Source organism: Micropruina sp. (assembly GCF_047606665.1).
Classification (GTDB): domain Bacteria; phylum Actinomycetota; class Actinomycetes; order Propionibacteriales; family Propionibacteriaceae; genus Micropruina.
Window position 1 is genome coordinate 1 of sequence record NZ_JASGEF010000017.1, and the last position, 14,198, is coordinate 14,198.

General features: G+C 68.1%; 15 protein-coding genes and 2 tRNA genes. 9 read left to right on the forward strand and 8 right to left on the reverse strand.

Annotated features, from left to right (window positions below; all coding sequences use genetic code 11):
- Positions 1-212: 212 nt before the first annotated feature.
- On the reverse strand, positions 213-1,262 hold the full coding sequence (locus QM619_RS04200; protein WP_415104632.1) for a 3-isopropylmalate dehydrogenase: 1,050 nt from the start codon (positions 1,260-1,262) through the stop codon (positions 213-215).
- Between the two features lie 67 nt (positions 1,263-1,329).
- Positions 1,330-1,455 carry a hypothetical protein gene (locus QM619_RS04205; protein WP_415104634.1) on the reverse strand — a complete coding sequence of 42 codons (126 nt, stop codon included), beginning with the start codon at positions 1,453-1,455 and terminating at the stop codon, positions 1,330-1,332.
- 89 nt (positions 1,456-1,544) lie between these two features.
- Here QM619_RS04205 and QM619_RS04210 point away from each other — a divergent pair, with 89 nt between their 5' ends.
- Complete coding sequence (locus QM619_RS04210) at positions 1,545-2,633, forward strand: branched-chain amino acid aminotransferase (protein WP_415104636.1); 1,089 nt, start codon at positions 1,545-1,547, stop codon at positions 2,631-2,633.
- 87 nt (positions 2,634-2,720) lie between these two features.
- Here QM619_RS04210 and QM619_RS04215 read toward each other — a convergent pair whose 3' ends face one another.
- From QM619_RS04215 to tpx, 3 genes are all read right to left on the reverse strand, one after another.
- Positions 2,721-2,897 carry an EamA family transporter gene (locus QM619_RS04215; protein WP_415104703.1) on the reverse strand — a complete coding sequence of 59 codons (177 nt, stop codon included), beginning with the start codon at positions 2,895-2,897 and terminating at the stop codon, positions 2,721-2,723.
- Between the two features lie 169 nt (positions 2,898-3,066).
- Positions 3,067-3,447: an EamA family transporter gene (locus QM619_RS04220; protein WP_415104638.1), complete on the reverse strand. Its 381-nt coding sequence runs from the start codon at positions 3,445-3,447 to the stop codon at positions 3,067-3,069.
- A 78-nt stretch (positions 3,448-3,525) separates the two neighbouring features.
- Entirely contained in the window at positions 3,526-4,023 is a 498-nt protein-coding gene (tpx, locus tag QM619_RS04225) for a thiol peroxidase (protein ID WP_415104640.1), read from the reverse strand.
- A gap of 183 nt (positions 4,024-4,206) precedes the next feature.
- On the opposite strand from tpx, the gene cimA reads away from it, so the two are divergent.
- Both cimA and QM619_RS04235 read left to right on the forward strand, forming a co-directional pair.
- Positions 4,207-5,790 (forward strand): citramalate synthase, encoded by a 1,584-nt coding sequence (gene cimA, locus QM619_RS04230; protein WP_415104642.1) that lies wholly within the window; start codon positions 4,207-4,209, stop codon positions 5,788-5,790.
- Between the two features lie 46 nt (positions 5,791-5,836).
- On the forward strand, positions 5,837-6,514 hold the full coding sequence (locus QM619_RS04235) for a DUF1707 SHOCT-like domain-containing protein (protein ID WP_415104644.1): 678 nt from the start codon (positions 5,837-5,839) through the stop codon (positions 6,512-6,514).
- A 130-nt stretch (positions 6,515-6,644) separates the two neighbouring features.
- Here the strand turns inward: QM619_RS04235 and QM619_RS04240 are convergent, their stop codons facing one another.
- Positions 6,645-6,935 (reverse strand): isoamylase early set domain-containing protein, encoded by a 291-nt coding sequence (locus QM619_RS04240; protein WP_415104646.1) that lies wholly within the window; start codon positions 6,933-6,935, stop codon positions 6,645-6,647.
- Between the two features lie 389 nt (positions 6,936-7,324).
- Here QM619_RS04240 and QM619_RS04245 point away from each other — a divergent pair, with 389 nt between their 5' ends.
- From QM619_RS04245 to QM619_RS04265, 5 genes are all read left to right on the forward strand, one after another.
- Positions 7,325-8,128 (forward strand): fumarylacetoacetate hydrolase family protein, encoded by an 804-nt coding sequence (locus QM619_RS04245; RefSeq protein ID WP_415104648.1) that lies wholly within the window; start codon positions 7,325-7,327, stop codon positions 8,126-8,128.
- 28 nt (positions 8,129-8,156) lie between these two features.
- Positions 8,157-9,107 carry a lysostaphin resistance A-like protein gene (locus tag QM619_RS04250; protein ID WP_415104650.1) on the forward strand — a complete coding sequence of 317 codons (951 nt, stop codon included), beginning with the start codon at positions 8,157-8,159 and terminating at the stop codon, positions 9,105-9,107.
- A gap of 61 nt (positions 9,108-9,168) precedes the next feature.
- Positions 9,169-9,240, forward strand: a tRNA-Gln gene (locus tag QM619_RS04255).
- A 67-nt stretch (positions 9,241-9,307) separates the two neighbouring features.
- Positions 9,308-9,380: transfer RNA gene (locus tag QM619_RS04260), tRNA-Glu, on the forward strand.
- Between the two features lie 421 nt (positions 9,381-9,801).
- Positions 9,802-10,737, forward strand: coding sequence for a L,D-transpeptidase family protein (locus tag QM619_RS04265; RefSeq protein WP_415104652.1), 936 nt, complete (start codon positions 9,802-9,804; stop codon positions 10,735-10,737).
- 169 nt (positions 10,738-10,906) lie between these two features.
- On the opposite strand, the gene QM619_RS04270 is transcribed toward QM619_RS04265, so the two are convergent.
- On the reverse strand, positions 10,907-11,683 hold the full coding sequence (locus QM619_RS04270; protein WP_415104654.1) for a transposase: 777 nt from the start codon (positions 11,681-11,683) through the stop codon (positions 10,907-10,909).
- Positions 11,684-11,958: 275 nt separating this feature from the next.
- Positions 11,959-12,684 carry an IclR family transcriptional regulator gene (locus tag QM619_RS04275; protein WP_264701618.1) on the reverse strand — a complete coding sequence of 242 codons (726 nt, stop codon included), beginning with the start codon at positions 12,682-12,684 and terminating at the stop codon, positions 11,959-11,961.
- Between the two features lie 114 nt (positions 12,685-12,798).
- Between QM619_RS04275 and leuC the strand changes: the two genes are divergently transcribed.
- Positions 12,799-14,196, forward strand: coding sequence for a 3-isopropylmalate dehydratase large subunit (gene leuC, locus QM619_RS04280; RefSeq protein ID WP_415104657.1), 1,398 nt, complete (start codon positions 12,799-12,801; stop codon positions 14,194-14,196).
- The last annotated feature ends 2 nt before the right edge of the window (positions 14,197-14,198 follow it).

Genomic DNA, 14,198 nt, shown 5'->3' on the forward strand with positions numbered 1-14,198 from the left:
CACCCGGACGGGCGATCTGCGGCCCCCAAATCTTGCGCCGTACGTCCAGTACGCCCACAAGATCTGGGGGCCGCAGCTCATCCCGCCGGGCACGTCCTCGCTCGGAACAGCATTGATCAGCGTTTCCTTAGCGACGCCGGACTCCCGAGACCATCCTCGCCAGCAGTTCTGCCCTCCCATCGACGGGAGGGCAGAACCGGTGAAGACGGCGATCAGCCGAGTTGGGCGGCGATCGCGTCCCCGACCTGACTGGTGGAGCGCTTCGCAGAACCGCGCGCGGCGATGTCGGCGTTCACGGCGGCATCGATCCGTGCGGCGTCGTCACGGCGTCCGAGATGGTCGAGCAGCAGGGCCATCGACGAGATGGTCGCGGTCGGATCGGCGATGCCCTGACCGGCGATGTCCGGGGCCGAGCCGTGCACCGGCTCGAACATGGACGGGAACGCACCCGACGGGTTGATGTTCGCCGACGCGGCCAGCCCGATGCCGCCGGTGACCGCGGCCGCCAGGTCGGTGACGATGTCGCCGAACAGGTTGTCCGTGACGATGACGTCGAAGCGCTGCGGATCCTGCACCAGCATGATCATGGTGGCGTCGACGTGCAGGTAGTCGGTGGTCACTTCGGGGTACTCGGCGGCGACCGCGGTGAAGATCCGGTTCCACAGCCCGCCGGCGTTCACCAGCACGTTGTGCTTGTGCACCAGGGTGACCTTCTTACGGCGGCGCATAGCCCGCTCGAAGGCGTCGGTGACGACCCGCTCGACGCCGTGGGCGGTGTTCACCGAGACCTCGTTGGCCACCTCGAACTTCGTGCCGGTCTGCATCGAGCCGCCGACGCCGCAGTACAGGCCCTCGGTGCCCTCGCGGACCACGACGAAGTCGATCGGGCCGCGGGCGACCACGGTGTCCGACAGAGGAGTGACCACGCCGGGGTACAGCTTGGACGGTCGCAGGTTGACGTAGTGGTCGAAGGCGAACCGCAGCTTGAGCAGCAGGCCGCGCTCCAGCAGCCCGGACGGGATCGCCTTCGAGCCGGGAGCGGCGCCGACCGCACCGAGGATCAGGGCGTCCGCCTGGGCCAGTTCGGCCAGCACCGAGTCCGGCAGCACCTCGCCGGTGCGCTGCCAGCGCTCAGCGCCCAGGTCGTAGTGGGCGAAGTCGAAGGCACCCTCCCCGACAACGGCGTTCAGGACCTTCAGCCCTTCGGTGACGACCTCCGGACCGATCCCGTCACCGGGGATCACAGCGATGTTCTGCGGCATGCCGTCACTGTAGAAGTCCGCTCACTGGCTGAGACGCCCGTCTCAGGGCTGCGCAGGAACCCACCGTTTAGGCGGAGGTGGTGCGGGTCAGATCGAGCATGTCGGCGACCCGGCGCAGCGATGCCACCGCGCGTAGCCCGGAGATCGGGTCACTGGTGTCGGACGCGGTACGGGCCACCTCAACGGCAATCATCTGAGCAACTTAGGTTGACAGGGCAGTCTGTCGACCCAGACTGCTCCACGGACCCCGTGCGGCGGCGCTGCACGAGTATTGTCCTGCCCATGCCGTTGACCTTTCCGCTGACCCGCAACGCCGCACCTGCCAGCACGGAGCGCATCGCCGAGATTCACGCCGATCCCGGCTTCGGGGCGTACTTCACCGATCACATGGCGGTGGCGACCTGGCGGCAGGGCAGCGGCTGGGGCGGGGACGGCGTGGTGCCCTATGCGCCGTTCCAACTCGACCCGTCCTGCGCGGTACTGCACTACGCGCAGGAGGTGTTCGAAGGACTCAAGGCATACCGGCACGCAGACGGCTCGATCTGGCTGTTCCGTCCTGAACGGAACGCCCAGCGGTTGCAGGCCTCGTCCCGGCGGCTGATGCTGCCTGAGTTGCCAGTGGAGGACTTCCTCGCCTCGATCGAGCAGCTGGTCCGGGTCGACGCGGCCTGGACGCCGGCCGCTGTGGGCGGCGAGGCCAGCCTGTACATCCGGCCGTTCATGTTCGCCAACGAGCCGTTCCTGGGCGTCCGGGCCGCGCAGCGGGTCACCTATTCGGTGATCGCCAGCCCGGTCGGCCCGTACTTCCCCGGCGGGGTGAAGCCGGTCAACATCTGGGTCACCGACGAGTACAGCCGGGCCGGCAAGGGCGGCACCGGGGCGGCCAAGTGCGGTGGCAACTACGCCTCGTCGCTGATCGCCCAGTACGAGGGCGCCGCGCACGGCTGCTCGCAGGTGCTCTTCGCGGACGCCGGCACCGGGGTCAATACCGAAGAGCTCGGCGGTATGAACATCATGGTGATCACCGCCGAGGGCGAACTGATCACGCCGGCGCTCACCGGGACCATCCTGGAGGGCGTCACCCGCGACTCGATCCTGACGGTGGCGTCCGAGCTGGGTCTGCGTCCGGTGGCCCGGACGATTACCCTCGCCGAGATCTTCGATCGGGTCGACTCCGGCGACATCATCGAGGCCTTTGCCTGTGGCACGGCCGCGGTGCTGACCCCGGTGGCGGAGTTCCGCTCCCGGCAGGGCAACCACGCGGTGGGGTCGGAGCCGGGGGAGCGGACCCTGCAGATCCGTGAAGCGATCCTCGATCTCCAGTACGGCCGTGCCGAGGATACCCACGGCTGGCTGCGCCGGGTCGTTTGACCTGGAGTCTCTTCGCTGGTTGAGCTTGTCGAAACCATCCTTTGTCAGCACTTGGTTTGAGGTCTCGACAAGCTCGACCGACGGTGATCAGTTCGGCCGCGTTCGCATGCGGCTACGGGTTCCAGCGATCAGCACGCCGACCAGGACAGCAGCCAGCCCGGCCCACTGCATCCGCGTCAGGGTCTCACCGAGCACCACGACGCCCAGGGTGGCCGCGGTGATTGGCTCGGCCAGACCCAGGGTGACTGCGGTCGAGGCTGACAGCGGCGCGCAGCGCCGTCCCCATCAACAGGTAGGCGGCGATCACAGTCACCGGTCCGAGCCAGAACGCCATCGCCAGCCCGGGACGGCTCGGCCAGCCGACTGGTGTCGGCGAACGGCAGGATGACGGCGGCGATCACCCCGCTCGTGCCGAGGATGGCGGTGGTCGCGATTAGCGCGCGAGTGCTTTGTCGCAGCAGGGTGCGGCCGCAATGGCATAGGCGTCGTACGAGGCTCCGGCCACGGTCGAGAGCAACAGGCCCAGCGGCTCGGGGGCGGACACCGACCCGAGCGCACCCGACAGCAGCACCAGGCCGGCGACCGCGACCAGGGTGGCGACCAGCCATCGTGGGCTGAGCGGACGTCCGGCCAGCCACTCGAACAGGCCGGCGAACAACGGGCTGGAACCGAGCGCGACCACCGTCCCGACGGCGACCCCGTTGGCCTGGGTGCCGGCGAAGAAGGTGCCCTGGAAGGCCATGATCGAGGCACCGCCGAGAAGCACAGCCGATTTGACACTCGGACGGGGCCGGCGGGCACCCTCGCGACGCACCGGTGACCGGGAGAACCGTCCCTGGTGACCAAGAGAACCTTCCCTGCGTACCGGGATCTGGCACGCAGGGAAGGAGGGTCAGGACAGGGCGGCGACCGCGGCGTCGTAGTCCGGCTCGTCGCTGGTGTTCTCGGTGATCTGCACGTGCCGGATGCTGCCGTCGGCGCCAGCGACGATCACCGTCCGGGCCAGCAGCCCGCGCATCGCGCCATCGGTGAGGGTCAGCCCGTAGTCCTGGCCGAAGCTCGACCGGAACGCCGACGCGACGACCACGTTCTCGATGCCTTCGGCACCGCAGAACCGTCCGAGCGCGAACGGCAGGTCGTGCGAGACGCAGAGCACGGTGGTGTCGGTCAAACCGGCCGCCAACTCGTTGAACCGTCGCACGGTCAACGCGCACACGCGAGTGTCGACGCTGGGAAAGATGTTGAGCACCAGGGTGCGTCCGGCGAACTCGGCCGAACTCACCTCGGCGAGGTCGGGAAGGGTCAAAGTGAACGGTGGCAGCGGCGAGCCCACCTCGGGCGGATCTCCGGCGGTCGCGACCGGGACGCCCCGGGCAATAGTGATGGCCATGGACCTGTCTTACCGGTGCCGGGTCGCTGGGGCAAACCCGGCCGGCTTCCGGTCGGTTGAACCGGACGTCTCTCAGCCGGTCTCAGTGCCTGAGATCCGATGAATGACCGGACGCCGAGCGGGGCACACTCCATTGGTTGTCGCGTGTTGTCGCGCGAGATTCCCTAGACGAACGAGGGCACAATGTCGAGCTTTCCTGTCGCGCCGGACACCTTCCATGTCTTCGACACCACGCTGCGCGATGGCGCGCAGCAGGAGGGCCTCCAGCTCTCCGTGGCCGACAAGCTCCGCATCGCGGTTCTGCTCGATCAGCTGGGCGTCGACTTCATCGAGGGCGGCTGGCCGGGCGCCAACCCCAACGACACCGCGTTCTTCGCCGCCGCCGCCGACGGTGAGCTGACCTTGCAGCAAGCCCAGCTGGTGGCGTTCGGCTTCACCCGCCGGGTCGGAACCACTGCGGCGAAAGACCCGATGGTCCAGGCGCTGATCGACGCCCGCACGCCGGTGGTGTGCATCGTGGCGAAGAGTCATTCCGAGCACGTCTTCCGGGCACTGCACACCACGCTGGAGGAGAACCTGGAGATGATCCGGGACACCGTCAGCCACCTGGTGGCGGCCGGACGCCGGGTGTTCGTCGACTGCGAGCACTTCTTCGACGGCTACCGCGAGAACCCCGCGTATGCGCTGGAATGCGTCCGGGCCGCCGCCGAGGCCGGCGCCGAGGTGGCGGTGCTCTGCGACACCAACGGCGGCATGCTGCCGTCCCAGATGGGCGACGTGGTCACCGCCGCCGCCGAGATCGGAGTCGACCTCGGCGTCCACTGCCACAACGACACCGGGTGTGCGGTGGCCAACACGATGGCCGCCGTGGACGCCGGCGTGATGCACATCCAGGGCACCGTCAACGGGCATGGCGAACGCACCGGCAACGCCAACATCATCACGCTGATCGCCAACCTGCAGCTCAAATATGGCTGGTCGCTGGTGTCGGAGTCGGCGCTGCGCGACGCCACCCGGATCAGCCACGCCATCGCCGGCGTCACCAACGTGCCGCCGAACACCAAGCAGCCCTATGTCGGCTTCTCGGCCTTCGCGCACAAGGCCGGGCTGCACGCGTCTGCGATCAAGGTGGACGCCAACCTCTACCAGCACATCGACCCCACTCTGGTCGGCAACGACATGCGCATGCTGGTGTCCGACATGGCCGGACGCGCCAACATCCAGCTCAAGGGCGAAGAGCTGGGCTACGACCTGTCCGATCGCGAGCTGGCGGGTCGGATCACCGACACCGTCAAGCAGCGCGAGATGGACGGCTACAGCTACGAGTCGGCGGACGCCAGCTTCGAGCTGCTGCTGCGCGGTGAACTGGGCATGACCGACGACTTCTTCGAGGTGCTCACCTGGCGGGTGTTCACTCAGCATGAGGTGCGGCCCGAGGGCGACTCCGAGGCGACGGTGAAGCTCCGGGCGCGCGGCGAGACGCTGTCCTTCGTCGGCGAGGGCCACGGCCCGCTGAACGCTCTGGACCACGCGCTGCGGACGGCGCTGAAGCAGGCCTACCCGCAGGTGGACGACTTCGAACTGACCGACTACCGGGTGCGCATCCTCGACCAGGGCCACGGCACCGACGCGATCGTCCGCACCCTGATCGACACCACCGACGGCGTCCGCACCTGGACGACCGTCGGCGTCGGCACCAACGTGATCGAGGCCAGCTGGGAGGCGCTCTACGACGCCTACCGCTGGGGCCTGACCAAGCACAACTGACAGGTTCCGCGCAATGAGGCGGTCCGCGACCTCCTAGGATCGGCCCATGACCAAGCCGAACGCACACCTACGGGTCGGCACCCTCGAGCGCGAGGTTGCCGTCGCCGAATTGGAGCGGGCGGCCGCCGACGGCAAGCTCGCTCCGGACGAGCTGGCCGAGCGTGTCGCGGCGGCGTGGGCCGCCCGCACCTACGGTGACCTGGACGCCGTGCTGGCCGACCTGCGTCCGCCGGCGGACACCGGGCCGATGCCGGCCGTCCAGCTGCGGCAGGTGGAGCCGTATCCGGCGGCACCGGTGTACCAGCGCACGCCAGGCCCGATACCGGCGATGCGGCCGGGCTTCTCGCCGTCCGACCCACTGGTGCTCAGCGCCGGTTTCAGCGGTGCCAAGCGCACCGGGGCATGGGAGGTGCCGCCGTTCCTGCAGGTGCAGGCGTTGGCCGACAATGTCCGGCTGGACTGCCTGCAGGCGAGTGCGACGAGCGAGATCATCGACCTCGAGGTGTTGCCGGGCGCGGACACCGTCCTGGTCATCGTTCCGGAAGGATGGGGAGTGGTCTGCGACCGGCTCGGCAAGACCTGGGGCACGGTCCGGTCCAAGGTGCCCAGCCAGGCGGCCTGGGGCAACCCTCTGATCGTGGCCCGCGGATCGATCGGCCTGGGCACTTTCAGGGCGCGCGGTGCGAACTGGTTCGACCGGCGCCGCCTCGGCCAGGATCGCTAGGGCCTTTCGTCGGTCGAGACCTCGCGCGGGCTCGTCGGTTGAGCTTGTCGAGACCCCTCGGAAGGATCTCGACAAGCTCGATCAGCGGTGGGAGCTTGGTGTCGACAGGCTCAACCAGTGACGGGCCGGCTCACTTCGCCGGCGCGAGGATGACGCTGGCGCCGGCGTCGATGAAGTCGGCGTCCTGCTCGTCGAACCACTGGCCGTTCTCGCCGAGATAGCGGAAGGCGACGATGTAGTCGGACGGCACGGTCACGGTGGCGCTGATGGTGCCGTTGGAGCGCTTCTTCAGCGGGGCGGCGCCGGGGGTCCAGTCGTTGAAGTTGCCCACCACGGAGATCTTTCCGGCGGGGTGGTCGGACGGCAGCGCGAAAGTGATCTTGCGGGTGGCGGACTTCCGGGAGCCGGTCAGCTTCAGCATGGGGTTTCAAGCCTTTCGAATCGTGCAAAGGGTTCTCAGTGGGCACCGAGAGGGGGAAGGCGGCCCACGCCCAAGTCTGGCAGGTATTAGTCAATGTGACTATTTCGGGCGTGTCTGCCCGCCGCGGCGCTGGGCGGCGCACTACACTGCCCAGACCGCTCGCCAAGCGGTGCCGCGGCACTCGTCTGGGAGACCGCTGCCGCCACATCGGGTCCACCCCGAACTCTCGGTCGCACCGCCAGCGCCCTGTAGTCGGCTTGAGTCTGAAATCGACCCCAGAGTGCACAGCGATCCTGGGCGCCGGCCACTCGGCACCGCTCAGATCCTCACGACGGCCGCACCACTTTGGGGTCGATTTCAGACTCGAGTCCCTCTACTAGGCTGCCGCCATGCGCATCGCCCGTTATGTCGCCGACGGAGGCGACCCAGGTTTCGGCATCGTCGAACTCGCCGCGGATGCTGGCGACCACCCCGACACCATCGCGGCGATCAACGGCGACCCGCTGGCCGGACCGGTCAAGTACACCGGCGAACGGCACTCCCTGGACGACGTCCGCCTGGTCAGCCCGGTGATCCCGCGCAGCAAGGTGGTCGCCATCGGCAAGAACTACGCGGCGCACGCCGCCGAGTTCCACTCGACGGTGCCGTCCGAGCCGCTGGTGTTCCTCAAGCCGAACACCTCGGTGATCGGGCCGGGCGAGCCGATCGTCTACCCGCCGGAGACCGCCGACCTGCACTTCGAGGGCGAGCTGGCGATCGTGATCGGACGGATCTGCCGCCGCGTCCCCGCCGACCGGGCAGCCGAGGTGATCTTTGGCTACACCATCGCCAACGACGTCACCTGCCGCGACCTGCAGGCCAAGGACCGGCAGTGGAGCCGGGCCAAGGGCTACGACTCGTTCTGCCCGCTGGGCCCGTGGATCTCCACCCATCTGAGCGTGGCCGAGGCCGGCAACCTGCGGCTGACCACCACCCTCAACGGCGAACCCCGGCAGGAATCGGACACCTCGCTGATGGTCTACCCGATCCCGCGGCTGATCGAGTTCATCACCAGTTTCACCACCCTGCTGCCCGGCGACGTGATCCTGACCGGGACGCCGCACGGCGTTGGCCCGATGCTGCCGGGGGACTCGGTGACGGTGAGCATCGACGGGCTGGGCTCGTTGACCAACCCGGTCGTCGCGGAGGACTGAGGTGGGTTCGTCCCCCGCCGGTTCCTGGGTGGATCGCTTCGCGACCGAGCGGACGCCGTCCGGCGCGCGCTACGACGAGATCCTGAGCGGCGCCGACGATCAGCCCAAGCTGCCCTCGCTGGTCGGCATCATGACCGCCGTCCTGCTGTTTCTGCTGGTCGCACCGGCGGTCTCGCAGCTGATGGCCGCCCTCGGCTGGCTGCTGCTCAGCCCGGGCGGCGAGTACGCCGACTGGCTGCGTGCGGTGGCGCGGTTCGACATCCCGTGGGGCATGTTGTCGGCGCACCTGGCGCTGATCACGTTGATCCCGATCAGCCTCGCCATCGTGCTGCTCGTGCATCGCCGGCATCCGGAGTGGCTGGCGTCGGTACGTCCCTGGTTCCGCTGGCGCTACCTGCTGATCAGCATGGCGGTGGCGTTCGTGGTGTTCAATCTGATGCTGTTCGCGCGGCAGTTGGGTCAGCCGTTCCCGGTGCTGCAACCGCAGGCCGACTACTGGGTCTTCCTGGCGGTCACCGTGCTGACCTCGCCGCTGCAGGCCGCCGCGGAGGAGTTCTTCTTCCGCGGCTACCTGCTGCAGGCGTTCCAGACTCTGCTGCCACGGCCCTGGTTCGGGGTGATCTGTTCGGCGGTCCTGTTCGCCCTCTTCCACGGCACCCAGAACCTGCCGCTGTTCCTGGATCGGTTCGCCTTCGGCGTGCTGGCCGGCATCCTGGTGGTCCGTACCGGGGGCCTGGAGGCCGCGATCGGCGCCCACGCGGTGAACAACCTGATGGCCTTCGGCTATGCCGGGCTGTACTCCACGATCGCCCAGGTGAAGGCCACCCAGGTGATCGGCTGGGCCGATCTGGCCTGGGATCTCGGCGGGTTCGGCGTCTTCGCCCTTCTGGCCCTGCTGATCGGACGCCGGCTGCGGCTGGCGGTTACCACACCGCCGGCGGGGGGCGGGAGTTCCGGCACCTGGCCTCGGCGACCCTGATTTGGAGGCGGCTGCGGGGATTCGGTAACGTTGCTCCTCGTTGGCCGGTCGCGGCCAGCGATGGGGTATGGGGTAATTGGCAGCCCGCCGGATTCTGGTTCCGTCAGTCTAGGTTCGAGTCCTAGTACCCCAGCGCAGAGGATTCGCCTCAGCTGTGCTGGCTTGGTAATCTTCGTCGGGTCGCTTCGTGCGATCGCTAGGGCCCCGTTGTGTAGCGGCCTAGCACGCCGCCCTCTCAAGGCGGTAGCGCGGGTTCGAATCCCGTCGGGGCTGCGATTCGAGGCCCCCTCCAGATCAGTTCTGAAGGGGGCCTGGTCGCTTTCCGCGGGTGGTGGCTGCCTCGGGCGAACGGGACGCCCGCTCCGCTGAGCTGAGTGGGGTGCGTCGACCGGTCGGGGGCGGACGCCGCCCGTACGAGCCGTCCGCGTCGCGCAGGCTGCCGGCAATCGTGGAGATGCTTGCAGACATTGCCGTATCGACCTCCCGCCGGCACTGCGACAGGCGAACGGTGACCTGCGATCGAGGCGCGTTTTATACCGACGGTGGCTTCGTGATTCACCCGCAATTCTACGTTTCGACCACCAACGGTCGCGCTCCTCGGGTCAACGTGCCGGGGTGCGCTGGGCTGCCGTGGTCGAGGTGCCGTTCCGCAGACGGTAGAATGCGACAAGTTTCAACATCTGGAAGGACCGTGGTGAGACCAGCCCGCCTCACGTTCCCCGCCCACGCCGGTACCTCGTCGTCGCCTCGCGGCGCCGTGCGTCTTGGTGCCGCGGCGACCGCATCCCTGCTTCTGCTGGGGGGTTGCGCGGTCACGCCCGCGGCTCAGCCGGCGCCTGCCGGCAGTGAGTCGGCTCCGGCGACGCAGCCGAGCGTCTCGACGTCCGTCACGCCCACGCCGACCGCGACCGTCACGCCGACCTCCCCGCCCGACCCGCTCGCGCACCTGAGCGCCGCCAAGCGTAAGCAGTTCAAGGCCTGTCTGCCCAAGACGCTGCGCGCCGGGTCGTCCGGGACGTGTGTGACGCTGCTGCAGACCGAGCTCAAGAAGGCCGGGTTCTACCCGTGGGCCAAGACCCGCTACGTCAGCGTGGCCGGGGCGAACGCGATTCTCAACTACCAGCGTTCGCGCGGCCTGGATGCCGACGGCTGGGTCGGCAAGGATACCTGGCTAGCGCTGGCCACCAAGGCGCCGACGGTGTCCAAGGAACTGCCGAAGACCTGCTTCACCAAGGGCGTCGTACTGTGCGTCGACCAGGCCCACCGCACCCTCACCTGGCTGCGCAACGGCAAGGTCGTGAAGAAGTTCAAGGTGCGGCTGGGTGGCTATGCGCAGCACGCCAAGACCCACATCTGGCGCAACTTCCCGACCGCGAACGGCACCTGGAAAGTCTACGACAAGCAGGTCAACCCGGCGTCCGAGAACTACGGTTCGGGCGCAATGCCGTACAGCACGATGTTCTACCCCGACATGTATGTGCACTACTCGTCCGGTTTCAACCGGGTGGGCTACGCGCAGTCCAGCCATGGGTGCGTGAACATTGGCAAGCTCAGTGACGCGATCTGGATCTTCAAGAACACCCCGATCGGCGCCAAGGTGCACATCTTCTCCCCGAGGGCCACCGCCTGAGTGGGGACGGTTCTTCCCGTTTCGAAATTCGCACGCTGGGGGACGCACGCTGGGGACGGTTCTTCCACGTTCGGGACGCACGCTGGGGACGGTTCTTCCACGTTCGAGAATCGCATGCACGGGGACGGTTCTCCTGGGCTGCCGCAGGCGATCGCCAACCCGAGGACGGCTATGGTCGGGTTGGTCGGCTTCCCCCAGCTTGGAGCTTGCGCACGGCGTACAGCGTCGAGCCGGTTGCCACGGCGATCTGCGCATATCGGACGCCTCGCGTCCGGAGTTCGTTGACCGTCCGCCGTCGGACCGACAGTGGGAGATCGTGGAACTCGGCTGGCTGGCAAACCCCGCAGATTTCGTGAAGGAGATCGCCGACCTCAGTCTGGGTGGGGCCGGTCTGCCGCTGTCCGAGCAGCTTCGCTTCCGACTGGATCGGGGTCGTGGTGTCGAGCTCACGCAGGCTGCCGTTCGGAACCAGCTTTTCCAGTTCGTCGTTGTCGACCAGTCCTGACCTTTCATCGAGGTGGCGTCGGCTGCTCCACCGGTAGCTCTCCGCACGATCCGCGAGACCCGCCTCCACCGGATTGGCCCACACGTAGCGAAGAAGAGTCAGTAGGTACTCGTCGGTATCCACCGGCCGACTTCTGAAGCGATCCTGGAACAGGTGCCCAACTCGTCCGTACTTGCGGTTGAACCAACCGGCATAGCGGACGCCGAGGCGCTTCATCACCGTTGCGAGCGGCTCGTGCGCCGTGCGGACGACGAGATGGACATGGTTGGTCATCAAGCAGTAGGCGAGCACCAGGCACCCCGATGTGTTCTTGGTGACGCTGAGCGCTCGGAGGAACCGTTCGAAGTCCTCATCTTCCAAGAAGATCGCGTCTCGATTCACGCCCCGGAGCATGACGTGATAGATCCCGGATTCGGCGAGTTGTCGAGCCTCGCGAGCCATGGCACCCTCCGTTCGTCTGGGGGCACGAGCCTACGGAGCCGTTGTCAGCCGGACGAGGGGTCTGCGGCAATCTGTGGATAACCCGATGATCTGAGTCCGCAACTCGCCGAAGTCGCCGGCGCGTCCAGTGGAGAACTGTCCCCATGCGTGCGTGATTCGAACGAGGGAGAACCGTCCCCTCGGCGTGCGACTTTCACACCCGGAAGAACCGTCCCCGAGCATGCGATTTTCGAACGGGAGAGAACCGTCCCCGAAATGTCTGCCGTCCCCGAAGGTCAGCCTTCGGCGCCGGAGCGGCGCAGGACCTCGCTGAGGCGTTCAGCAGCGGCCATCACGGCGGGGGCGTGCAGGCGTCCGGGCTGGCGGGAGAGGCGCTCTATCGGGCCGGAGACGCTGACCGCGGCGATCACCTTGCCGGAGGGGGAGCGCACCGGTGCCGACACCGACGCCACGCCGTTCTCGCGTTCGCCGACCGATTGGGCCCAGCCGCGACGTCGGACGGTAGCCAGCGCGACGGCGGAGAAGGACGAGCTGAGCAGCCCGCGCTGGATGCGCTCGGGATCTTCCCAGGCCAGCAGCACCTGTGCCGCCGAGCCGGCAGACATGGTCAGCTGCGAGCCGACCGGGACGGTGTCGCGCAGACCGGCCGGACGCTCGGCGGCGGCGGCGCAGACCCGCATGTCGCCCTGCCTGCGGAACAACTGGGCGGATTCGCCGGTGATGTCGCGCAGCCGGGCGAGCACGGGGCCGGCGGTGGCCAGCAGCCGGTCCTCGCCGGCGGCGGACGCGAGCTCGGTGAGCCGCGGGCCTAGCACGAAACGGCCCTGCAGATCGCGGCTGACCAGGCGGTGATGCTCCAGCGCAACGGCCAGCCGGTGAGCGGTGGGACGGGCCAGCCCGGTCGCCGTGACCAGCCCCGCGAGGGTCGTCGGCCCCTGTTCCAGGGCCGTCAGAACCAAGGCGGCTTTGTCGAGCACCCCAACGCCACTAGAGTTGTCCATAGGCCGATACTGCCGTCTCGAATCATGATATGCAAGCGTTTGCGGTCAATCGCAATCGTTCGCGGCGTATCGTGGCCAGCCGTTCGATCCGCGTGCCAGCATCTGGGAGGCAGCATGGGCAAGACACTCAGCGACAAAGTGTGGGAGAACCACGTCGTCCGAAGCGCCGCCGGAGAGCCGGATCTGCTCTACATCGACCTGCATCTCGTCCACGAGGTGACGTCGCCGCAGGCCTTCGACGGCCTGCGGATGGCCGGCCGTGGCGTCCGCCGCACCGACCTGACGATGGCCACCGAAGACCACAACACCCCCACGCTGAACATCCTCAGCCCGATCGCCGACCCGGTCAGCAAGCTGCAGGTCGACACCTTGCGCAACAACGCCAAGGAGTTCGGCGTCCGGATCCATTCGCTGGGCGACAAAGACCAGGGCGTGGTGCACATCATCGGTCCGCAGCTGGGCCTGACCCAGCCCGGCCTGACCGTGGTCTGCGGTGACTCGCACACCTCGACCCACGGCGCGTTCGGCGCGCTGGCCTTCGGCATCGGCACCTCCGAGGTCGAGCATGTGCTGGCCACCCAGACGCTGCCGCAGGCCCGTCCCAAGACGATGGCGATCAACATCAACGGCACGCTGGCCGACGGGGTGACCCCCAAGGACGTGGTGCTGGCGCTGATCGCCAAGGTGGGCACCGGCGGCGGTCAGGGCTACGTGGTCGAGTACCGCGGAAACGTCATGCGCGAGATGAGCATGGAAGGCCGCATGACGATCTGCAATATGTCGATCGAATGGGGCGCGAAGGCCGGCATGGTGGCGCCCGACGAGACCACCTTCGCCTACCTGAAGGGACGCCCGCACGCCCCGCAGGGCGCCGACTGGGACGCCGCGGTCGAGTACTGGAAGACCCTGTACACCGACGACGACGCCGTCTTCGACGTCGAGGTCGACCTGAACGCCGACGAGCTCACGCCGTTCGTCACCTGGGGCACCAACCCCGGACAGGGCGTCCCGCTGGGCGCGACCGTGCCGGCGCCGGACGCCTTCGACGATCCGGTCGAGAAGGCCGCTGCCGAGCGCGCCCTGGAGTACATGGCGCTCCAGGCCGGGACGCCGATGCGCGACATCCGGGTTGACACCGTCTTCCTCGGCTCGTGCACCAACGGCCGGATCGAAGACCTGCGGCTGGCCGCCTCGGTGATCAAGGGACGCCGGGTCGCCGACGGCGTCCGGATGCTGGTGGTGCCGGGTTCGGCACGGGTTCGGCTGCAGGCCATGGAAGAGGGCCTCGACCAGATCTTCAAGGAGGCCGGCGCCGAATGGCGCGAGGCCGGCTGCTCGATGTGTCTGGGCATGAACCCCGACCAGCTGGCGCCCGGTGAGCGTTCCGCGTCCACCTCCAACCGCAACTTCGAGGGTCGCCAGGGCAAGGGCGGCCGCACCCACCTGGTGTCGCCCCCGGTGGCAGCGGCCACCGCCATCCGCGGCACCCTGTCGTCCCCGGCCGATCTGTAAGG